At 72.4% G+C, this 19,747-nt stretch carries 21 protein-coding genes and 4 tRNA genes; 24 read left to right on the plus strand and 1 reads right to left on the minus strand.

All coding sequences use genetic code 11. The features are described from left to right. The first annotated feature begins 27 nt into the window (after nucleotides 1-27). From FJY74_01680 to FJY74_01755, 16 genes are all read left to right on the plus strand, one after another. Nucleotides 28-103, plus strand: a tRNA-Gly gene (locus FJY74_01680). Between the two features lie 62 nt (nucleotides 104-165). Then, a complete protein-coding gene (locus FJY74_01685) occupies nucleotides 166-1,467 on the plus strand; it encodes a DUF512 domain-containing protein (GenBank protein ID MBM3307024.1) in 1,302 nt (433 codons plus the stop codon). A gap of 78 nt (nucleotides 1,468-1,545) precedes the next feature. Beyond that, nucleotides 1,546-2,799, plus strand: a complete 1,254-nt coding sequence (gene der / locus FJY74_01690; protein ID MBM3307025.1) for a ribosome biogenesis GTPase Der — start codon at nucleotides 1,546-1,548, stop codon at nucleotides 2,797-2,799. 4 nt (nucleotides 2,800-2,803) lie between these two features. Then, complete coding sequence (gene plsY, locus FJY74_01695; protein MBM3307026.1) at nucleotides 2,804-3,457, plus strand: glycerol-3-phosphate 1-O-acyltransferase PlsY; 654 nt, start codon at nucleotides 2,804-2,806, stop codon at nucleotides 3,455-3,457. Then, on the plus strand, nucleotides 3,454-4,470 hold the full coding sequence (locus FJY74_01700) for an NAD(P)-dependent glycerol-3-phosphate dehydrogenase (protein ID MBM3307027.1): 1,017 nt from the start codon (nucleotides 3,454-3,456) through the stop codon (nucleotides 4,468-4,470). The genes plsY and FJY74_01700 overlap by 4 nt, the downstream gene beginning before the upstream one ends. Nucleotides 4,471-4,538: 68 nt before the next feature. Continuing rightward, nucleotides 4,539-4,616: transfer RNA gene (locus tag FJY74_01705), tRNA-Pro, on the plus strand. A gap of 43 nt (nucleotides 4,617-4,659) precedes the next feature. Beyond that, nucleotides 4,660-5,580, plus strand: a complete 921-nt coding sequence (locus FJY74_01710; protein MBM3307028.1) for a lysophospholipid acyltransferase family protein — start codon at nucleotides 4,660-4,662, stop codon at nucleotides 5,578-5,580. Next, complete coding sequence (locus FJY74_01715; protein ID MBM3307029.1) at nucleotides 5,577-6,248, plus strand: glycosyltransferase family 2 protein; 672 nt, start codon at nucleotides 5,577-5,579, stop codon at nucleotides 6,246-6,248. The genes FJY74_01710 and FJY74_01715 overlap by 4 nt, the downstream gene beginning before the upstream one ends. Nucleotides 6,249-6,256: 8 nt before the next feature. Next, nucleotides 6,257-7,063, plus strand: a complete 807-nt coding sequence (surE, locus tag FJY74_01720) for a 5'/3'-nucleotidase SurE (protein MBM3307030.1) — start codon at nucleotides 6,257-6,259, stop codon at nucleotides 7,061-7,063. A 26-nt stretch (nucleotides 7,064-7,089) separates the two neighbouring features. Next, nucleotides 7,090-7,710: a protein-L-isoaspartate(D-aspartate) O-methyltransferase gene (locus tag FJY74_01725; GenBank protein ID MBM3307031.1), complete on the plus strand. Its 621-nt coding sequence runs from the start codon at nucleotides 7,090-7,092 to the stop codon at nucleotides 7,708-7,710. A gap of 33 nt (nucleotides 7,711-7,743) precedes the next feature. After that, entirely contained in the window at nucleotides 7,744-8,223 is a 480-nt protein-coding gene (locus FJY74_01730) for a small multi-drug export protein (protein ID MBM3307032.1), read from the plus strand. Between the two features lie 20 nt (nucleotides 8,224-8,243). Beyond that, nucleotides 8,244-8,321 (plus strand) — tRNA-Pro (locus FJY74_01735). Between the two features lie 19 nt (nucleotides 8,322-8,340). Next, nucleotides 8,341-8,814: a TIGR00725 family protein gene (locus tag FJY74_01740; GenBank protein ID MBM3307033.1), complete on the plus strand. Its 474-nt coding sequence runs from the start codon at nucleotides 8,341-8,343 to the stop codon at nucleotides 8,812-8,814. Further along, complete coding sequence (locus FJY74_01745; GenBank protein MBM3307034.1) at nucleotides 8,811-9,551, plus strand: M23 family metallopeptidase; 741 nt, start codon at nucleotides 8,811-8,813, stop codon at nucleotides 9,549-9,551. Before FJY74_01740 ends, FJY74_01745 begins: the two co-directional genes overlap by 4 nt. A gap of 31 nt (nucleotides 9,552-9,582) precedes the next feature. After that, on the plus strand, nucleotides 9,583-10,122 hold the full coding sequence (locus FJY74_01750) for an adenine phosphoribosyltransferase (protein ID MBM3307035.1): 540 nt from the start codon (nucleotides 9,583-9,585) through the stop codon (nucleotides 10,120-10,122). A gap of 45 nt (nucleotides 10,123-10,167) precedes the next feature. Next, a tRNA-Arg gene (locus tag FJY74_01755) sits at nucleotides 10,168-10,244 on the plus strand. A gap of 162 nt (nucleotides 10,245-10,406) precedes the next feature. Here FJY74_01755 and FJY74_01760 read toward each other — a convergent pair. Next, nucleotides 10,407-12,914, minus strand: coding sequence for a trypsin-like peptidase domain-containing protein (locus FJY74_01760; GenBank protein ID MBM3307036.1), 2,508 nt, complete (start codon nucleotides 12,912-12,914; stop codon nucleotides 10,407-10,409). Between the two features lie 213 nt (nucleotides 12,915-13,127). Here FJY74_01760 and FJY74_01765 point away from each other — a divergent pair, with 213 nt between their 5' ends. The 8 genes from FJY74_01765 to FJY74_01800 all read left to right on the plus strand — a co-directional run bounded on the left by FJY74_01765 (nucleotide 13,128) and on the right by FJY74_01800 (nucleotide 19,685). Next, nucleotides 13,128-13,823 carry an isoprenylcysteine carboxylmethyltransferase family protein gene (locus FJY74_01765; protein ID MBM3307037.1) on the plus strand — a complete coding sequence of 232 codons (696 nt, stop codon included), beginning with the start codon at nucleotides 13,128-13,130 and terminating at the stop codon, nucleotides 13,821-13,823. A gap of 50 nt (nucleotides 13,824-13,873) precedes the next feature. Beyond that, nucleotides 13,874-14,221: a cupin domain-containing protein gene (locus FJY74_01770; protein MBM3307038.1), complete on the plus strand. Its 348-nt coding sequence runs from the start codon at nucleotides 13,874-13,876 to the stop codon at nucleotides 14,219-14,221. A gap of 227 nt (nucleotides 14,222-14,448) precedes the next feature. Beyond that, complete coding sequence (locus FJY74_01775; GenBank protein ID MBM3307039.1) at nucleotides 14,449-15,417, plus strand: aspartate carbamoyltransferase catalytic subunit; 969 nt, start codon at nucleotides 14,449-14,451, stop codon at nucleotides 15,415-15,417. Further along, nucleotides 15,414-16,763 carry a dihydroorotase gene (locus FJY74_01780; GenBank protein ID MBM3307040.1) on the plus strand — a complete coding sequence of 450 codons (1,350 nt, stop codon included), beginning with the start codon at nucleotides 15,414-15,416 and terminating at the stop codon, nucleotides 16,761-16,763. The genes FJY74_01775 and FJY74_01780 overlap by 4 nt, the downstream gene beginning before the upstream one ends. Beyond that, a complete protein-coding gene (locus FJY74_01785; GenBank protein MBM3307041.1) occupies nucleotides 16,690-17,484 on the plus strand; it encodes a dihydroorotate dehydrogenase electron transfer subunit in 795 nt (264 codons plus the stop codon). Before FJY74_01780 ends, FJY74_01785 begins: the two co-directional genes overlap by 74 nt. A 28-nt stretch (nucleotides 17,485-17,512) precedes the next feature. Further along, a complete protein-coding gene (locus tag FJY74_01790; GenBank protein MBM3307042.1) occupies nucleotides 17,513-18,397 on the plus strand; it encodes a dihydroorotate dehydrogenase in 885 nt (294 codons plus the stop codon). Next, on the plus strand, nucleotides 18,394-19,095 hold the full coding sequence (gene pyrF / locus FJY74_01795; GenBank protein MBM3307043.1) for an orotidine-5'-phosphate decarboxylase: 702 nt from the start codon (nucleotides 18,394-18,396) through the stop codon (nucleotides 19,093-19,095). The genes FJY74_01790 and pyrF overlap by 4 nt, the downstream gene beginning before the upstream one ends. Next, nucleotides 19,095-19,685, plus strand: coding sequence for an orotate phosphoribosyltransferase (locus tag FJY74_01800; GenBank protein MBM3307044.1), 591 nt, complete (start codon nucleotides 19,095-19,097; stop codon nucleotides 19,683-19,685). Before pyrF ends, FJY74_01800 begins: the two co-directional genes overlap by 1 nt. Nucleotides 19,686-19,747 lie beyond the last annotated feature (62 nt).

Here is a 19,747-nt window from a genome sequence, read left to right on the forward strand (position 1 = left end):
TGGGGCAGGCAGACTGGCGCATTCCGAGCGGGCATAACTCAGCTGGTAGAGTATCAGCTTCCCAAGCTGAGAGTCGCGGGTTCGAATCCCGTTGCCCGCTCCATGTTACGCCCCGGAGCGGCGCGGCCCTCGCCGGCGCGCCGCCGGGGCCCCCCGGAGGACCTCGTGCGGGTGCTCGGCGTGCGGCCAGGCACAGCGGCCGCGCGGGCGGGGTTCCTGGCGGACGACGACCTGATCGCCGTGGATGGGCGTCCGGTCCACGATTCGCTCGATCTCGCGTTCGCGCTCGGCTGCGCTGAGAGCGGGACCGTCGCGTGCGCGCTCGCGCGAGACGGCGCCGTGACGGAGGTCGCGCTCCCGACGGAGGGCCCGGCCGACCTCGGCGTTGATTTCGCGCCCGACGAGACCCGCACGTGCGGGAACCGGTGCATCTTCTGCTTCGTCGATCAGCTGCCCCGCGGACTCCGGAGAAGCCTGTACGTCAAGGACGAGGACTACAGGCTCTCGTTCGCCTACGGCAACTACATCACGCTGACGAATCTCTCGCCCGCGGACTACGCGCGCATCGCTGAGCAGCGCCTGTCGCCGCTCTACGTCTCGGTCCACGCGACCGACGACGCCGTGCGTCGCCGGATGCTGGGGAACCCGAAGGCGCCGTCGATCCTCGCGTCGCTGCGGCGACTCGGGGACGCTCGCGTCGAGGTCCACGCACAGATCGTCGTCTGCCCGGGCGTCAACGACGGCGCCGCGTTCGAGCGGACGCTCGACGATCTGCTCGCGCTTCCGTCGGTCGTGCGCTCGATCGCGGTCGTCCCCGTCGGGCTGACGGCCCACCGCGCGGGGCTGCCCGACGCACGGCCGGTCGCGCCCGCGCTCGCCGCCGCGCTCGCCGACTCGGTGGAGCGGCGTCAGCCGGCGCTGCGGGCCGAGCGGGGAAGCGCGGTCGTGTTCGCGGCCGACGAGCTGTACCTCGTGGCGGGGCGGGAGCTCCCGTCCTTCGAGAGCTACGAGGAGTTCCCGCAGATCGAGAACGGCGTCGGGCTGCTCAGGAGGTTCGAGGCGGACCTCGCGGAGCGGGCCGCCGAGCTTCGCGGCCTCGTGGCGAAGCCCCTCCATCTCGCGATCGTCACGGGCACGATCGCCGCGCCGTTCATCGAGAGGGCCGTGAGGACCGCGCTCGCCGCCGCGGCGCCCGTGACGGCGCGCGTTGTGTCCGTCGGGAACTCGCTTTTCGGCCCGAGCGTCACCGTGGCGGGGCTCCTGCCGGGACGCGACCTGGCCCGGGGCGTCGCGGAGGCCGGGGCGGCCGACCTGATCCTCGTCCCCGGCGAGGCCTTCAACGAGGACGGTCTCACGCTCGACGGCATGACCATCGCCGACATCGCCGCGGGGAGAACGAACGTATCGGCCGTCCACGACGTGGTCTCGGCCCTCCTCGAAGCCGCCCGCGGCGGCGGGACGGAGTGACTCGTGGAAGCGAACACCGGTGAGCGGGCGAACCTCCCCGTCGTCGCGATCGTCGGCCGCCCGAACGTCGGGAAGTCGATGCTCTTCAACCGCATCACGCGCTCCGGCGTGGCCGTCGTGGACGACGAGCCGGGCGTCACGCGCGACAGGAACTACCGCGAGACCGACTGGAGCGGCCGGCGGTTCGTCGTCGTGGACACGGGCGGCATGCTCCCCGGCGAAGAGGAGGCCATGGCCGCCATGGTCCGCGCGCAGGCCGAGGCCGCCATCGGCGAGGCCGACGCCGTCGTGCTCGTCGTGGACCGGACGACCGGCCCCACGGTCGTGGACGCCGACATCGCCGCGCTCCTCAGGCGCTCCCCGAAGCCCGTCCTCCTCGCCGCCAACAAGGTGGACGCGGGGGAGCACGAGGCGGACGCGCCGGAGTTCTACGCGCTGGGCCTCGGCGAGCCCCTGCCGGTGTCTGCCCTGCACGGGCGCGGCGTGGGCGACCTGCTCGACCGCCTCGTCGCGATCATCCCGGCGTCGGCCGCGGCCCCCGAGGAGACAGGCGTGCGCGTGGCCGTCGTCGGCCGCCCGAACGTCGGCAAGTCGTCCCTGGTCAACAGGCTCGTGGGACAGGACGTCGTGATCGTCCACGGCACGCCGGGCACGACCCGCGACGCGATCGACACCGTCGTCACGTTCGAGGGCGAGCGGTTCGTCCTGATCGACACGGCCGGGCTCCGGCGGAAGTCGCAGATCGACCGCGGCGTGGAGCTCTGGAGCGCGATGCGCTCGCTCAAGAGCATCGAGCGCGCCGACGTCGCGGTGCTGGTCGCGGACGCCACCGAGGGCATCGTCGCGCAGGACGCGAGGATCGCGGGGTTCGTCGAAGAGGCGGGGAGGGGTCTCATCGTCGCGTTCAACAAGTGGGACCTCGTCGAGAAGGACTCCTCCACGGCGGGCATGTACGAGCGCCACGCGCAGACCGAGCTCGCCTTCGTGAGGCACGCGCCGGTCGTGCAGATCTCGGCGCTCACCGGCCAGCGGGTGAGGAAGGTCCTCTCCCTGGCGCGCGAGGTGCACCGCGAGGCGTCGAAGCGCATCCCGACGCACGACGTGAACCGCGCGATCATGGCCGCGGCAGACCGCCGTCCGCCGCGGGGCGGCCACCGATCGCACATCCTCTACGCCTCTCAGGTCGGCGTGCGCCCCCCGACGTTCGTGGTCTTCGTGAGCGACCCGGAGGCCGTCGACCACGCGTACCGCCGCTACCTTGCAAACCAGCTCAGGCGGGAGTATGGTTTCGCCGGCGTGCCCATCCGCATCAACGTGAGGAAGAGACGCTAGGGCCATGGTGCCGACGCTGCTCGTCGCCGCGCTCTCGTACCTCGTCGGGTCGATCCCGGCGGGCGACATCGCCGCGCGCCTCCGCGGGACGAGCCTGCGCACCGCCGGGAGCGGGAACCCCGGCTTCACCAACGCCTGGCGCGTTCTTGGTCCCCGCGCCGCCGTCCCGGTACTCATCGCGGACATCGCGAAGGGGGTCGTCGCGGTGCTCGCGATCGCGCCCGCTCTCGGCGGCGGCTCTCCGCTCGGACCGACGGGCGTTCGGCTCGCGGCGGGCGTCGCGGCGATCGCGGGCCACGCGTGGCCGGTGTTCGCCGGCTTCCGGGGAGGGAAGGGCGTGGCCACCGCGTGCGGCGTGTTCCTTGCGCTCTCGCCGCTCGCGACGCTCGCGGCGGCGGCGGTCTGGTGCGCGCTCGTCGCCGCCACACGGTACGTGTCGCTCGGGTCGATCGCGGGAGCGCTCGCGCTGCCGTGGGGCGTCTGGGTCGAGGCGCGGCGGGCCGGCACGGCGCAGCCCGCGGCGCTCGTGGCCGCCGCGGCCGTCGTGGCGGCGCTCATCGTGGCGAGGCACCGCTCCAACGTCGGACGCCTCCTCGCCGGCACGGAGAACCGGTTCGGCGCCGCGCGGCCGGCCGGGCCGAAGGGAGGCGACCGATGAGCCGTGTCGCGGTCCTGGGCGCGGGCAGCTGGGGCACGACGCTCGGTCTCGTGCTGCACGGGAAGGGACACCAGGTCGTCCTGTGGGAGCACGACGCCGCGCAGGTCCAGGCCATCCCGCGCGACCAAGAGAACAGGCGGTTCCTCCCGGGCATTCCCGTGCCGCCCGCCGTCGCCGTGACGGGCGACATCGGGAGCGCGCTCTCCGGCGCGGACGCCGTCGTCGCCGCCGTCCCCTCGCACGCGATGCGGGCCGTCGCGGAGCGCGCCGCGAAGCGCCTGCGCCCGGACGCGCTCGTGGTGAACGTCGCGAAGGGCATCGAGAACGGCACGCTCCTCAGGATGTCCGAGGTGCTCTCGGAGACGCTCGGCCGCCCGGACGCGCGCCGCATCGCGTCGCTGGTCGGCCCGAGCCACGCGGAGGAGGTGAGCCGCGGGCTTCCCACGGCCGTCGTGTCCGCCGCGCGCGAACAGGAGGTCGCCGTGGCCGCCCGCGATCTCCTCATGACGCCTCGCCTCAGGGTCTACACGAACACCGACGTCGTCGGCGTCGAGCTCGCCGTGTCGCTCAAGAACGTCATCGCCATCGCCGCCGGCATCTGCGACGGGCTCGGGTACGGCGACAACACGAAGGGCGCCCTGCTCACGCGCGGCCTGGCCGAGATCACGCGGCTCGGCGTGGCGATGGGGGGGGAGCCCGCGACCTTCGCGGGCCTGTCGGGCATGGGCGATCTCATCACGACGTGCATATCCAGGCACAGCAGGAACCGATACGTCGGCGAGCAGATCGCCGGAGGCCGCTCCCTCCGCGAGATCCTCGATTCCATGGTCATGGTCGCCGAGGGCGTGCGGACGACCACGAGCGCCGTGGACCTCTCGCGCCGACACGGGGTCGAGATGCCCATCGCCGAGCAGATGGCCGCCGTGCTCTTCGACGGCAAGGACCCGCGCGAGGCCATCGGCGAGCTCATGATGCGGGACCCGAAACCCGAGAACGCGGCGCCCTCGCGCTGAGCCGCCCCCGAGCGGCCGTCACATTGGCCCTTGTCAGGGCTCGGCACGCGTGGTAGATTCTGCGGTGTCGGGGCGTAGCGCAGTCCGGTTAGCGCACTAGCATGGGGGGCTAGGGGTCGCTGGTTCGAATCCAGTCGCCCCGACCATCACGAGATCAAGGCCGCCGGGGCCGGAGCGGCAACGCGAGCGATGTTTGCTTACAACCTCTACAGGTTGGGAGCGTTCCTGGCCCTGAGGCTCTCTCTGCCCACCGCGCGCAGGATCGCCGCCGCGGTGGGCAGACTGTCGTGCGCCCTCCAGAGACGCACGCGCAGGCACCTCATCGAGAACCTCCGGACCGCCTTCGGCGACACGATGTCGGAGCGCGAGCTGCGCGGGCTCCGCCTCCGCATCTACGCCAACTTCGCCGTCTTCGTCGCCGACTTCCTCAGGTTCCCGTTCTTCACGCGCGACAACCTGGGCGAGTGGCTGACCGAGCGCAGCATCGAGGGCCTCGCGAGGCTGCGTCAGACCGGGGCCGGGGGGCCGCTCGTCTTCCTCACCGCGCACCTCGGCAACTGGGAGCTCGGGGCGGCGGCCGTGGCGCTCGCGGTGACGCCGCTCACCGTGCTCGCGGACACTCACCCGAGCCCGCGAGTCACCGCGTTCTTCAACGGACGGAGGGAGTCGAAGGGCTGCGCGGTCGTCACTGTGTCGTCGTTCCACCGGTGCTTCAGGGCGCTCAAGGGCGGCGGCGCGGTCGCCATCGTCGGCGACCGACCGGTGACCGGACAGGGCATCCACGCGACGTTCATGGGAAAGACGACGCTGGTCCCCGACGGACACGCCGTGCTGGCGCGCCGGCTCGGAGCGACGCTTGTTCCGTGTTTCCTTCTCATGACGGAGGACGGCCGGTACGATCTCCTCGTGGACGATCCGATCGTCCCGAGGACGACGGACGACGAGGCGGGCGACGTCCGCGACTGCGTGAACCGCTGTCTGACGGTGGTGGAGCGGCGCATCCGGGAGCATCCCGAGCAGTGGTACGTCTTTCGGCCCATCTGGGGCGGCGAGGCCGCCCGCACTGCGCGGGGGCGCAGGGGCGCGGCGCGGGTGAGGAGCGCGCGGTGAGGATCGTGGTCGTCATCCCCTGCAAGAACGTCGAGGAGACGATCGGGCGCCTCGTCGGCCGGATCCGGGAGGTCGCCCCCGCGCTGGACGCCCTGGTCGTGGACGACGGCTCCGACGACCGCACCGGCGCCGTCGCCCGGGAGGCGGGGGCGTCGGTCGTCCGTCACGAGGTGAACCGGGGGAAGGGCGCGGCCCTGAAGACAGGCTTCGCCTGCGCCGCCGAGCGCGGGTACGACGCGGTCGTCACGATGGACGGCGATCTCCAGCACGACCCGGCGGCGCTCCCGGCGTTCGTCGAGGCGCTCGAGAAGGAGGGCGCGGACATCGTGGTCGGGTCGCGCATGCGGGCCGTCGGCGCGATGCCCGCCATCAGGATCTGGACGAACCGGACGACCTCCCGCATCGTGTCGCGTCTGGCCGGCCAGGACATCCCGGACAGCCAGAGCGGATACCGCATTCTGAGGACCGACGTCGTGAGGGACCTTCCGCTCGTGACGTCGCGGTACGACACGGAGTCGGAGATCCTCATCCGCGCCGCTCGGCGGGGCGCGAGGATATCGTCCATCCCGATCGAGTCCATCTACGCGGGCGGCGTCAGTCACATCAACCCGTTCGTGGACACGCTCCGCTTCGTGAGGCTCGTGCTGCTCAGTCTCTTCTGGCGATAGGAGGCCTCCTGGACAAGCCCGTGATCCTCGTCAGCAACGACGACGGCGTCCGCGCGCCCGGCATCGCCGCGCTGCACCGCGCGCTCCTGCCGCTCGGTCGAGTGATCGTCGTCGCGCCGGACCGCGAGCGGAGCGCGTCGAGCCACTCGCTCACGCTCGACGTGCCGCTTCGTGCCAACCGGCTGTCCGACGACGTCGTGAGCGTCGAGGGCACGCCGACCGACTGCGTGCTTCTGGCGGTCAAGAACCTGCTGCCGGAGCGCCCGGCGCTCGTGGTCTCGGGCGTCAACCGCGGTCCGAACATGGGGCACGACGTCACGTACTCGGGAACCGTCGCCGCGGCGATGGAGGCCACGATCCTCGGCATTCCGGCGGTTGCCGTCTCGCTGGCCCGCTCGCCCGACGGCGCGTTCGACTACGGACCGGCGGCGGAGGTCGCGGCGGGGGTCGCGTCCCTCGTGCTCGAGCGGGGGCTCCCGCCGGGCACGCTCCTCAACGTCAACGTCCCGAACGTGCCGTCCGGGGGCATCGGGGGCGTCGCCCTCACGAGGCTCGGGAAGCAGGTGTACGAGGACTCGGTCGTGAAGAAGACCGATCCGCGGGGACGGGAGTACTACTGGATCGGCGGACAGAGCTCCGCGACGCCGAGCGGGCCCGGGACCGACTTCGAGGCGGTCGCAAGTGGGCTCGTGTCCGTGACGCCCGTCCATCTCGACCTTACCGACCACGGGTCGCTCGCGGCGCTCCGGGACTGGCCCCTGGCGGATGCGCTCGGGCCCCGCGCCGCGGCGGGCCGGGGCGAGGCGAAGTCGTGAGAGACTGGGACGCGCTTCGCGCCAGGATGGTCGAGGAGCAGATCGCCGCCCGGGGCATCTCGGACGAGCGGGTGCTCGCGGCCATGCGCGCGGTACCCAGGCACCTCTTCGTGGGGCCCGGGTTCGAGGACTCGGCCTACGGCGACCACGCGCTTCCGATCGGGGAGGGGCAGACGATCTCGCAGCCGTACATGGTCGCCCTCATGACACAGGAGCTCGCCCTCGACGGCAGCGAGAAGGTGCTGGAGGTCGGGACGGGCTCCGGGTACCAGACGGCCGTGCTCGCGGAACTCGTCGACCGCGTCGTGAGCGTCGAGCGCGTCGCGTCGCTCGCGCGGCGCGCCCAGGAGACCATCGAGTCCCTGGGCATCGCGAACGTCATCGTCCACATCGGCGACGGGACCATCGGGCTTTCGGAGTTCGCGCCGTACGACCGCATCCTCGTGACGGCGGGCGCGCCCGAGGTGCCGCAGAGCCTGCTCGAGCAGCTCGCCGACCCCGGGATCATCGTGATCCCCGTCGGCGGCCAGGGCTTCCAGGAGCTCAGGGTGATCCGCCGCCGCGCCGGCTCGCTCTCGGAGCGCAACGCGGGCGGCTGCGTGTTCGTGCCGCTCCTCGGCCGTGAGGGCTGGGGCGCGGCGAGATAGGAGGGCGCGGGGGTGCTCGAGGCGCTCGCTGAGATGTGGAACGGTCTGTCGCCCGAGGCTCGCCTCAGGGTGAAGGTGTTCGCGCTGTCGGCGCTCCCCGTCGCGGAGCTTCGCGGCGGGATCCCGCTCGGCGTCGGTTCCGGCATGCCGTGGCGGGAGGCGTTCCTCGTCGCGGCGGCCGGGAACCTCGCGCCGGTCATCCCGCTCCTCTTCGCGCTCGGGCCGATGACGAGGTTCCTCGAGCGCTGGGCCTTCGCGCGGCGCGTCATCGAGGCTGTCTTCGCGCGGACGCGCAGGCGGAGCGGCCTCATCGAGCGGTACGAGGCGATCGGCCTCGCGCTCTTCGTGGCCGTGCCGCTCCCGATGACGGGCGCCTGGACGGGGGTGCTCGCCGCCCACCTCCTCGGCGTGCGGCCGAGGTACGCGGTCCCGGCGGTCGTCGCGGGGGTGGTCATCGCGGGGGTCATCGTCACCCTGGCCTCGCAAGGGGTCTTGCATCTGTGGCGGCTCTAGTGTAGCATCGCAGTTCACGTCGGGGCGTAGCGCAGGCCGGTTAGCGCGCATGGTTCGGGACCATGAGGTCGGAGGTTCAAATCCTCTCGCCCCGACCATCCCACAAGGGAGGCACGGATGTCGCCTCGCCCTGTGAGGATCACGGTGGTCGGTGCCGGCCGCTGTGACGAGAAGACCGCTTCGATCGCCGAGCGCGTTGGCAGGGAGGTCGCTCGCCGGGGCGGTGTTCTCATTTGTGGTGGCCTCGGCGGCGTCATGGAGGCCGCGGCGCGCGGCGCGAGCGAGGCCGGCGGGCTCACCGTGGGCATCCTCCCCGGTCCGGACGCCGCGGCGGCGAATCCGCACATCGCCATCCCCATCGCGACAGACCTCGGACACGCGAGGAACGCCGTGAACGTGCGGGCAGCCGACGCGGTCGTGGCGGTCGAGGGCGGGTACGGGACGCTCTCAGAGGTCGCGCTCGCGCTGGCGATGGGCATCCCCGTCGTGTCGCCGGCGGACGCCGCGGCCGCGCCGGACGTCGTGCGCGCGGCATCGGCCGAGGACGCCGTGGCGACGGCGTTCGCCCTCGCCGAGGGCCGCAGGTCGTGACGGCCTCCCGCGCGAGCGGGCGCTTCCGCGCGAGGCTCGCTCTCGGGCTCGCGGTCGTCGCCCTCGGTCTTGCGGCGACCTCGTGCACGCCGCTCCCGCCGCGCCAGCGCGCCGCGACGGCTCCTCCGGCCGGCCCCGGCGCGCACCACGTGGTGGCGGGCGGGGAGACCCTCTGGCGCATCGCGAAGGCCTACGGCGTCTCGGTGACGGAGATCAAGGAGGCCAACGGCCTGCGCGACGACACCATCCTCGTCGGGCAGCGGCTGTTCATCCCGGGAGCTTCGCGCGCGGTCGTCGCGGCGCCGCGGAGGCCGACGGAAGAACCGAGGCAGGCGGGCGACCTCGCGTTCGCGTGGCCGCTTGCCGGACGGAACAGAGCGTCCGTCAGAAGCCCGTTCGGGACGCGGACCGACCCCATCAACAAGAGCAGGACGTTCCACCAGGGCATCGACATCGAGGCGGCGCACGGCGAGCGGGTGTTGGCGGCGGCCGACGGCGAGGTGGTGTTCGCAAGCCGCATGAGCGGATACGGCACGGTCGTCATGGTGGACCACGGCAGCCGCACGATCACGCTCTACGCGCACCTGTCGCGGGCCGTCGTCGACATCGAGGAGAGGGTGCAGCGCGGACAGACGGTCGGGTACGTCGGAAGCGACGGTCGCGCGACCGGCCCGCACCTCCACTTCGAGGTCAGGGTCAGGGGCGCGTCGGTCGATCCGCTGGACCGCCTTCCGTGACCGCGGAGCGTCGGGCGAGCGGGGGAGGACCATGAGCGCAGACACGAGGACCGATCTCAGGAGCCTCATCCGGAGCGTCCCGGGTTTCCCGAAGACCGGGATCGTCTTCCGGGACATCACGACGCTCGCCAAGGACCCGCGGGGCCTCAGGGCCGCCGTCGATGCGATCGCCGCTCGCTACGAGAAGGAGCGCATCGACGTCGTCGTGGGCATCGAGGCGCGCGGGTTCATCTTCGGGGCCGCCGTCGCGTACCGGCTCGGCGTGGGGTTCGTTCCAGCCCGCAAGCCGGGGAAGCTCCCGGCGGAGACCGTGCGCGCCGAGTACGCCCTCGAGTACGGGACCGACGCCATCGAGATGCACCGCGACGCCGTCGCGCCCGGGCAGCGCGTCCTCATCGTGGACGACCTCCTCGCCACGGGAGGCACGGCGGCCGCCGCGGTGAAGCTCGTCGAGTCGCTCGGAGGAGAGGTCGCCGCGCTGGCCTTCGTCGTCGATCTCGCGTTCCTCAAGGGCCGCGACAAGCTGAGTGGCTACGACGTCTTCCGTCTGGTAGAATACGACTCGGAATAGGCTTGCGCGACGCGTGCGACCTCGGCGCGTCTGCTGACGTTGCGGGCCCCCGTAGCTCAGGTGGATAGAGCAACGGTTTCCTAAACCGTGTGCCGCAGGTTCAAGTCCTGCCGGGGGTACCACATGCCGGGGCCCGCTCTGGGAGCGGGCCCCTTTCTTTGTCCCGCGGGCCGGGCGCCCGGCCTCACGGCAGACGCGGTCACGCGGCCGCGTCCGAAAGCGAAGGCCCCGGCAGGCGGCGCCCGCCGGGGCCTCTTCGCGATGTCCGTCCTCGTCGTCCGCTCCTACCTCACGAGCGCCATCCGGCCGACCTCGGTCACGTCGCCCGCGCGGAGGCGGCAGAAGTAGACGCCCGACGCGGCGTCGGCGCCGGAGGCGTCCTGCCCGTCCCACGACACGGCATGCTCGCCGGCGCCCAGCTCACCGTCCACGAGCTGCCGCACGAGCCTCCCGGCCACGTCGTAGATCGCGAGGTCGACGTGACCCCGCGAAGGCAGCGCGAACCGCACCGACGTCCGCGGGCTGAACGGGTTCGGGTAGTTGGGCGTGAGGAGGAGGCGCGGGGCCGCGGGGCCTTCAGCCACGCTGCTCTGGCTCTCCTCGATCCCCCAGATCTCAACGTCGTCGATGTTCCAGCCGCAGTACCGCCAGCTCGAGTCGGTCGTCCCCATCGTCCACCTGAGATAGACCGTCTCCTGCCCGTCGGCAACGGCTGAGATGTCGATCTCCTGCAGCGACCAGGCGGTCTCCGCGATGGTCCCGCCGTTCTGCCACACGGTCGTGAAGTTCGTGCCGTCGTTGCTGACCCTCACGTACGCGTGATCGTAGATGCTCTGCTCCACGCCGAGCCAGCGGCGGAACTTGAGCGTCACCGACGACAGAGCGGAGCAGTCGATGGCGGTGGACGTGAGGTGGCGTTCCGGCAGGTTGTTCTCGTAGTCGCCGCTCAGGTTGTAGCCGTACACGTTCGTGCCGGTGTAGCCGCTCATCGGATCCGGCCCGCCGTACTGGCCGCCGCCGCCGGTCGGCCTCCCGTAGGCCCAGAGACCCTGCGTCGTCCAGCCCGGGTCCAAGTCCATCGAGAAGCTGTGCACGAGCGTCGGCGCCCCGACGGTCAGAGTGACGCCCCTCGAGGTGTCGCCCACGTGGTCCGTCGTGTTGATGAACTGAACGAGGTCGGTGTACGTGCCGTTCCCGAGCGTGTTGGCCGCCGCGTTGATGGACACCGTGACGTCCGCGGTCGCGTGGCCCTCGAGGTGCCCCGACGCGCTCGAGAGCGTGACCCACGGCTGCGTCTTCGTCACCGCGTAGTCGATGCGGGTGTCGTACTGGTTCTCCAGCGTGTACGTCACGCTGGACGGGGTGAAGGGGCCGCCGGCATCGCCTGCCGCGGCGAGGCCTGAGGACGGCGTCACCTTGAGCCCCGCCGCGTTCGGGTCATAGAGGTCCGTCGTGGTCGCTCCCGTGCTCGCGGGGTCAAGCCAGTTCGACAGGCGGGTCGAGCTCGTGCCGCCGCCGGTCCAGGACAACGAGAAGCTGCCGTACCAGTCGGAGGAGTTGTTGCCGCACGCCGCGTAGCCGCCGTGCAGCTGGCCGATGACGCGGTGGTTCTGGTCGAACAGCGGGCTTCCCGACGACCCGGGCTCCGTCGTGCCCTCGTCCCAGTCCACAACGCGAACGTGCGAGCCGTCACCCGGCGACGAGGTCCCGAGGTAGCTCGTGATCTGCGTCGGGTCGTTCTCGAAGCTGATGCACTTCACGCCGGTGTCGGGGTGGTGGATGGCCGTGGCGGTGGCCGCGACCGCTCCCGTCCTGTCCCAGCCCGCGAACGTGACGCCCCACGACGGGTTCGGGTCCTCGTCGAGCTCCACGAGGGTGAAGTCCGAGTTGGAGTAGGAGGCCCTGAAGTACGAGCCCGTCTGGGAGCTCGACAGCGAGCCCCCGCTCAGCTGCCCGCACACCGGGCTCTGGTAGTTCCAGTACACGACGAGCGAGGCGGCGTTGCTGGACGTGACCCCGCAGTGCCTGGCCGTCATGAAGTAGGGCACGCCGTTCGACGAGGTGTTGTTCACCATGAAGCCGGTGCAGAAGAGCGAGCCGCCGGTCGAGATGACGCCCACGGAGCGGATGTCATCCCGCCAGCGATCGCCCTGCGGGCAGATCACGTCGATGTTGCACGAGCCCGGAGCGCGGGACAGCAGCTCGCCGAAGCCCCGGTATCCCACGTTGACCGACGTGAGCGTCAGGGCGAGGGCCGGGACGGCCTTGGTCGGCACGGTCGCCTCGATCACGATGTCGTCCGAGAGGACGACCGGCGTCCACAGCTCGCCGTGCTCCGCGTTGTCGGCCGCCGTGAACGGCCTGAGGACCTCGCCCATGTCCGCGGCGTAGACCATGAGCCTGCCGCCCTCGGGCATGCGGTAGGTCGTGAAGCCCAGGTTGAGCGACAGGGCGCCGGGGGAGGTGATGCGCAGGCGCCAGAGGCTCACGCCTCCGTCGAGCTCCTCCCACGACCCGTGGGTCGCCGGGGTCATCGAGACGGGGTGGGGAACCGCGTACCGCGGCGCCAGACCCTGCCGGTCGCGCTCCTCGTCCTCGATGGCGAGGGCGTCGCGATCGAGCGGGGCGATGGACAGCTGCTCGACGGACTCGAGCGCCGCCACGGGGAAGTCCGCCGCAGTGGGGGAGACCGGCTCGGAGGCGCCGTGCGCCACGCGGGGGAGGACAAGGACGGTGACGGCCAGAACAGAGGCCAGAACGGCCACGGGACACAGGCTTCGACGGCTGCTCACGGCGATTCCTCCTGCCATCCGCGGAACCGAGACGGAGCGTCCGGCAGGCCGCGGCGCGCCGACCGGACGTGAACCGGCTTCTCCAGACAATGTTACCAGATTGGGCGCGCCGCGTCCAGAGCCGGTCCGGCCGCATGCGGCGGACCACGCGCGCGCGGCGGCGCCGTCCCCGCTCCTTGACCGCCGCCGCGACTTCTGCGAGACTCGCGCTCCATGGACGCCCTGAACGCGCGCAGCACGCCCGCGCCGCTCTCGCCGAGCGGCGCGACGACGCGATGGGAGCGGATCGGCGGTGCGTTCTTCCGGGCGCGGAGCGTCACGCCGATCGGCATCCTCGCGGCCGCGCTGCTCTGGCCGACGCCGGGAGGCCTGACGGCCGCGAGGCTCGCCGGGGCGGCCGCGCTGCTCGTCGCGGGCGAGGCGCTGCGCCTGTGGGCCGTAGGGGTGGCGGGGAAGCTCACGAGGACGAGAGGCTCCAACGTGAAGGGGCTCGTCACGTCGGGCCCCTTCGGCTTCGTGCGAAACCCGCTCTACCTGGGCAACTTCGCCATCGCGGGCGGCGTCGCCGTGCTCTCGAAGGTCGGGTGGCTCCTGTGGGCGATGCCGCTCCTCTTCGCCCTCCAGTACGCGGCCATCGTCGCCTGGGAGGAGCGCGTCCTCGCTCAGGCGTTCGGCGAGGCGTACGACGACTACCGGCGGGGCGTGAGGCGCTGGGTGCCGTCGCCGCGGCGGTACCGCGGCGCGGCCGGCCCGGCGTGGGCGGCCGGCATCGCGTGGAGGAGCGAGCGCGACACCCTCGTCGGCCTCGCCGCCGTCGTCGCGCTGTTGGTCGTGAAACACCTCGCAGCGCACGGGAGCATCGCCGCGTTCTGGCTGGGCGCGGCGCGGGCACTGGGGATGGCACGGTGAAGGTCCGGGCGGCGCGAGCCCGGCAGCAAGCGACAGGGAGGAGGACCAGGATGAAGTCAGCGCCGAAGTCCGAGCGGGTTCCCGCGCCGGTGACGATGCCGGGCGCGGAGGGCGTCAAGGCGGCGAAGCTCATCGGAGCGGACGAGAAGTCGCCGACGGTGGGCATGCGGCTCTTCGAGATCGCCCCCGGTGGGAAGACCCCGTGGCACGCCCACGGCTGGGAGCACGTGATCTACGGCGTCGAGGGGCAGGGGGCGCTCAAGACGGAGCACGGGGACGCGCCGTTCGGGCCGGGCGACTCCCTGCTCGTTGAGCCGGACGAGCAGCACAACTTCGTGAACACCGGGACGGGCACGCTGCGGTTCATCTGCGTCGTCCCACTGCGCGGAGACATGTAGGAGCGGCGACCGGCGGTCCGGCGCGCGGGCCCCGCAAGAAAACCCTTGCGCGGACAGGGACGCCCGGCTAGACTGCCGCTGCACCCACACATGGACGGACGCCTTTTAAACTAGCACGGCGAGGCTAGTAAGGGTGAGCACACCAAACGCGATACGGCGGGTCATCGCAAGCTAGCGCTCGCGAGGCCCGCCGTTGCGTTTGCCCCTCAGCCTCGGGGAGGGTAAGCGTGAGCTGGACGAGCAAGCACCTCCTGGGCCTCGAGGGGGTGACGCGCGAGGAGATCGTCACCATCCTCGACACGGCCGCGAAGTTCCGGGAGGTCCTCGACCGCCCCGTCAAGAAGGTGCCGACGCTGCGCGGCGTGACCGTGGTCAATCTCTTCTTCGAGCCGAGCACGCGCACGCGCATGTCCTTCGAGCTCGCGGAGAAGCGGCTGTCGGCGGACACGCTGAGCTTCACGGCGGCGACGTCGAGCGCGAAGAAGGGCGAGACGCTTCGCGACACGGCGCGGAACATCGAGGCCATGATGGTGGACATGGTGGTCATCCGCCACTCGGCCCCCGGGGCGCCGCACTTCCTCGCCGACCACCTCGACGCCTCCATCATCAACGCGGGCGACGGCGCCCACGAGCACCCCACCCAGGCCCTCCTCGACCTCTTCACGATGAGGGAGCGGATGGGCGACATCGAGGGGAAGAAGGTCACCATCCTCGGGGACGTGCTGCACTCGCGCGTCGCCCGCTCGAACGTGTGGGGGCTCACGGCGATGGGCGCCGAGGTGACGCTCTGCGGCCCGGCGACGTTCATCCCGGCCGAGATCGAGCGCGTCGGCGTCGCCGTGACGACCGACCTCGACGCGGCGGTCGGGGACGCCGACGTCGTCAACATCCTCCGCATCCAGCAGGAGCGGCTCGACGGCTGCTTCATCCCGAGCCTCAGGGAGTACGCCGCGCTCTTCGGCGTCACGCGCGAGCGCGTCGAGCGCATGCGACCGGACGTCGTGATCATGCACCCGGGGCCGATCAACCGCGGCGTGGAGCTCGCGCCCGACGTGGCCGACGGCGAGCGCTCCGTGATCCTCGAGCAGGTGACGAACGGGGTCGCCGTCCGCATGGCGGTCATCTACCTTCTGTCCAGGGCGAGGGCGGCCGAGCGCGTCGAGGGCGCCGAGATCCTCGCGGAGGTGGGACTATGAAGAAGACGCTCCTGAGAGGCGGGCGGCTGGTCGATCCCGCGACGCGCGCCGACGACAGGCTCGACCTCCTCATCGTGGACGGCAAGGTCGCCGAGCGGGCGCCGAACCTGCCGGCGGACGAGTCCACGACCGTCCTCGACGTCGCGGGCCTCGTCGTCTGCCCGGGCTTCGTGGACATGCACGTGCACCTGCGCGAGCCGGGCCGCGAGGACGAGGAGACGATCGAGAGCGGAGGCCTCGCGGCCGTCCACGGCGGCGTCACGGCGATGGCGGCCATGCCGAACACGAGCCCGGCCATGGACACCGCCTCGTGGGTGGAGTTCGTGCGGACGAGGCCGTGCGCCGCGGCCGTGCACCCGATCGCGGCCGTGACGGTGGGGCGCGAGGGGAAGGTGCTGACCGAGATGGCCGAGCTCGCGGCGGCCGGCGCCGTGGCCTTCAGCGACGACGGATCGCCCGTGGCGAGCGGGCACGTCATGCGGATGGCGCTCCAGTACGCCTCGATGGTCGGGCGACCGATCATCGCGCACTGCGAGGATGCCGACCTCGCGCGGGGCGGCGCGATGCACGAGGGGCTCGCCTCGACGATCGCGGGGCTCAAGCCGTCGCCGGCGGCCGCCGAGGAGGTGATGGTCGCCCGCGACGTCATCCTCGCCCGCGCCACGGGCGCGCGGCTCCACATCGCCCACGTCTCCACGGGGGGCTCCGTCGAGCTCGTGCGAAGGGCCAAGGCGGACGGCGCCGCGGTCACGTGCGAGACCTGCCCGCACTACCTGAGCCTGACGGACGACGACGTGAGGACCTACGACACGAGCTTCAAGGTGAACCCGCCGCTCCGGTCGGCCCGCGACGTCGAGGCGCTGCGCGAGGGGCTGGCCGACGGAACGATCGACGCGGTCGCGAGCGATCACGCGCCGCACTCGCTCGAGGAGAAGCAGGTCGAGTTCGACGCGGCGCCGCCCGGCGCCATCGGCCTCGAGACGACGCTTCCCGTGGTCGTCACGCACCTCGTCGCGCCGGGGATCATCTCGCTGTCGCGCGCCGTCGAGGTCCTGAGCGTGAACCCGGCGGCCATCCTCGGGGTCCCCGGCGGCACGCTCGAGGTCGGCGCGCCCGCCGATGTCGCGGTGTTCGACGCCGAGCGCAGATGGAAGGTGGACGAGCCCTGGTTCCGCTCGAGGTCCAGGAACTCGCCGTTCATCGGCCACGTGCTCTGCGGACGCGTCACGATGACGCTCCGCGGAGGCGAGGTCGTCTTCAGCGAACCGGAGCATGACGATCCAGGCGACTGCGAGGCTCGAGAGAGCGACGCGCGTGCGCGCGGAGGACTTCCTGTGCGCGTTTGACGCGGGCGGGGCGTTCCCCGACGCGCGCCCGGGGCAGTTCGTGCACGTGCGGACGCCGGCGGACCTCACGCTGAGGCGCCCCTTCTCGGTGGCCGCGGTCACGGGCCGGGGGCGCTTCGAGCTCCTCGTGCGAAAGAGGGGGGAGGGCACCGCCGCGCTCCTCTCGCTGCCGGAGGGGGCGGAGGTGTCGGTCCTCGGACCTTCGGGGAACGGGTTCGGCCTGCCGGAGCCCGGCGAGAGGGCGGTGCTCGTCGCCGGCGGCATCGGCGTCGCGGGCCTGCGGCACCTCTCGCGGACGCTCGCGAGGGACGGCCGCCGCCAGGTGGTTCTGGTCGGCGCGCCGACGGCGACGGCGCTCCTCGACGGCGTGCTTCCCGGGCCGACGACGGACGGCGCGGTGCGCGTCGAGGTCGCCACGGACGACGGCTCGCGAGGGCTCCGGGGGACGGTGTGCGACCTCGTCGGGCGCGCGCTCGAGGAGACGGACGCGCCGGCCCGCGTCTACTGCTGCGGGCCGCAGGCGATGCTCCGCTCGGCGGCGGGGATCGCACTCGCGGCGGGCGCGCGGTGCGAGGCGCTCGTCGAGGAGGTCATGGCCTGCGGGATCGGCGCGTGCCGGGGGTGCGTCGTGCGGACGCGGACCGGGTATCGCGCCGCGTGCGCCGACGGGCCGGTGTTCGACGCGGCGGAGCTCGTGTTCGACGGGGAGGAGCGTGCCTGACCTCAGAACGACGTTCGCCGGCATCGCGATGCGGACCCCGATCATGCTGGCCTCGGGGACCGTGGGATACGGCGGCGAGCTGTCAGGGCTTTGCGACTTCTCGAGCGTCGGGGCGATCGTGACGAAGACCGTGACGGAGGCGCCGAGGGATGGCAACCGGCCCCCGCGCCTGGCCGAGACGCCTGGCGGGCTCCTGAACGCGATCGGGCTTGAGAACGTGGGGATCGAGCGCTTCCTCGACGAGAAGCTGCCCGCGGCGGCCGCGCTCGGAGCGCCGGTCGTCGTGAGCGTCGCGGGGGACAGCCCGGCGGCGTTCGCGAGGCTCGCGCGGCGCGTCGGGGAGCGGCCGGAGACGGCCGCGGTCGAGATCAACATCTCGTGCCCGAACGTGGAGCGCGCGCGTCGCCCGGTCTGGGACGACCCGGACGCGACGGCGGCCGTCGTGGCCGCGGCGAGGGCGGCCACGGGCAAACCGCTCCTCGTCAAGCTCTCGCCGAACACGGCCGATGCCCTGAGCGTCGCCGAGGCGGCCCAGCGCGCCGGCGCGGACGCCCTCGTCGTGGCGAACACGCTGCCGGGCATGAGGATCGACATCGAGACCGGGCGTCCCGCGCTCGGGAACGCGACCGGCGGCCTCTCGGGGCGGGCGCTCATGCCGGTGAACCTCGCGCTCGTGTGGAGGATCGCCGCGGGCGTGTCGATCCCGCTCGCGGGGTCCGGCGGCGTCGCGACGGCCGAGGACGCGCTCGAGTATCTCATGGCAGGCGCGTCCGCCGTGCAGGTGGGGACCGCGCTGTTCCTCGACCCCGACGCCGCGACGACGATCGCCGAGGGGCTCAGGCGTCGCATGGCGCACGATGGCGTGCGCAGCGTGGCCGAGTACAAGGGGATGGCCGGGAGGATGTCCACATGAACGACCGCGAACGCAGCCGCCTCATCGTGGCGCTCGACGTGCCGACGAGGAGTGAGGCGCTCTCGTTCGCCCGGCGGGTCGGCCCGCACGCGGGGTTCCTCAAGGTCGGGTCGAGGCTCTTCACGGCCGAGGGACCCGACCTCGTCCGCGCGCTCAAGTCCGCGGGGCACGGGATCTTCCTCGATCTCAAGTACCACGACATCCCCAACACGGTCGCCGAGGCGGCCGCGGCCGCGGCGGGGCTCGGCGTGGACTTCTTCGACGTGCACGCGTCGGGCGGTGCCGACATGGTGCGCGCGGCGGCGGAGGCGAGCCGGGAGGAAGCCTCGAGGCTCGGCCTGCCGCGCCCGCGCCTCCTGGCCGTCACCGTGCTCACGAGCATGCCCTCGACCGTCGAGCAGGTGACGCAGCTCGCGAGGCTCGCGCGGGACGCGGGGGCCGACGGCGTCGTCGCGTCCGCGCAGGAGGCGCGCGCCGTCCGCGACGTGACGGGGAGCGGCTTCGTCATCGTCACGCCGGGCATCCGCCCGGCGGGCGCGGGCAGGAACGACCAACGCCGCGTCGCCACTCCCGCCGAGGCCGTGGCGAGCGGAGCCGACTACATCGTCGTGGGCCGGCCGGTCCTCGCCGCGGACGACCCCGCGGCGGCCGCCCGTGCCATCGTGGAGGAGATGCAGAGCGCGGGGGTGACGCCGTGATGACAGGGACCACGGAGAGGGTGCTCGAGCTTCTCGCCGAGTCGGGAGCGCTGCTCAAGGGGCACTTCAGGCTCTCATCGGGCCGGCACAGCGACGAGTACTGCCAGTGCGCCCGCGTCCTCGAGCGGCCCGAGGCGGCCGAGGAGCTGGGCGCGATGCTCGCGGAGCTGTTCGTGGGCGATGACGTGGACGCGGTCGTGTCGCCCGCGCTCGGGGGCATCATCATCGGGCACGAGGTCGCGCGGGCGCTGGGCGTGCGATGCCTGTTCGCCGAGCGCGAGGACGGGAGGATGACGCTGAGGCGCGGGTTCGCGCTCCGCGAGGGCGAGCGCGCGCTGATCATCGAGGACGTGAGGACGACCGGGGGCTCCGTGCTCGAGGTGGCCGAGGTGGTGCGCGCGGCGGGCGCGGTCGTTGCCGGGTTCGGGTTCATCCTGGACAGGAGCCGGGAGCCCCGCGACCTCGGCGCGCCGGCCCGCGCGCTCGCGAGGCGCCCCATGGAGAGCCACGAGCCCGAGCGCTGCCCGCTCTGCGCGGACGGCGTGCCGGTCGTGAAGCCGGGGAGCAGGCCGGGGACCGAGAGAGCATGACTCCGTTCGGAGGCGACGGCCGGGGCGGCGCGCCCGGCGGAAGGCGGAACCCCCACAGGAGG

Source organism: Candidatus Effluviviaceae Genus I sp. (genome assembly GCA_016867725.1).
GTDB lineage: Bacteria > Joyebacterota > Joyebacteria > Joyebacterales > Joyebacteraceae > VGIX01.

Excerpts from the sequence above, each read along its gene's own strand:
- der (MBM3307025.1), top strand. The coding sequence starts at position 1,546 with ATGCTCTTCAACCGCATCACGCGCTCCGGCGTGGCCGTCGTGGACGAC.
- plsY (MBM3307026.1), top strand. The coding sequence starts at position 2,804 with ATGGTGCCGACGCTGCTCGTCGCCGCGCTCTCGTACCTCGTCGGGTCG.
- FJY74_01700 (MBM3307027.1), top strand. The coding sequence starts at position 3,454 with ATGAGCCGTGTCGCGGTCCTGGGCGCGGGCAGCTGGGGCACGACGCTC.
- FJY74_01710 (MBM3307028.1), top strand. The coding sequence starts at position 4,660 with ATGTTTGCTTACAACCTCTACAGGTTGGGAGCGTTCCTGGCCCTGAGG.
- FJY74_01725 (MBM3307031.1), top strand. The coding sequence starts at position 7,090 with ATGGTCGAGGAGCAGATCGCCGCCCGGGGCATCTCGGACGAGCGGGTG.
- FJY74_01730 (MBM3307032.1), top strand. The coding sequence starts at position 7,744 with ATGTGGAACGGTCTGTCGCCCGAGGCTCGCCTCAGGGTGAAGGTGTTC.
- FJY74_01740 (MBM3307033.1), top strand. The coding sequence starts at position 8,341 with ATGTCGCCTCGCCCTGTGAGGATCACGGTGGTCGGTGCCGGCCGCTGT.
- FJY74_01750 (MBM3307035.1), top strand. The coding sequence starts at position 9,583 with ATGAGCGCAGACACGAGGACCGATCTCAGGAGCCTCATCCGGAGCGTC.
- FJY74_01765 (MBM3307037.1), top strand. The coding sequence starts at position 13,128 with ATGGACGCCCTGAACGCGCGCAGCACGCCCGCGCCGCTCTCGCCGAGC.
- FJY74_01770 (MBM3307038.1), top strand. The coding sequence starts at position 13,874 with ATGAAGTCAGCGCCGAAGTCCGAGCGGGTTCCCGCGCCGGTGACGATG.
- FJY74_01780 (MBM3307040.1), top strand. The coding sequence starts at position 15,414 with ATGAAGAAGACGCTCCTGAGAGGCGGGCGGCTGGTCGATCCCGCGACG.
- FJY74_01785 (MBM3307041.1), top strand. The coding sequence starts at position 16,690 with ATGACGATCCAGGCGACTGCGAGGCTCGAGAGAGCGACGCGCGTGCGC.
- FJY74_01790 (MBM3307042.1), top strand. The coding sequence starts at position 17,513 with ATGCGGACCCCGATCATGCTGGCCTCGGGGACCGTGGGATACGGCGGC.
- pyrF (MBM3307043.1), top strand. The coding sequence starts at position 18,394 with ATGAACGACCGCGAACGCAGCCGCCTCATCGTGGCGCTCGACGTGCCG.
- FJY74_01800 (MBM3307044.1), top strand. The coding sequence starts at position 19,095 with ATGACAGGGACCACGGAGAGGGTGCTCGAGCTTCTCGCCGAGTCGGGA.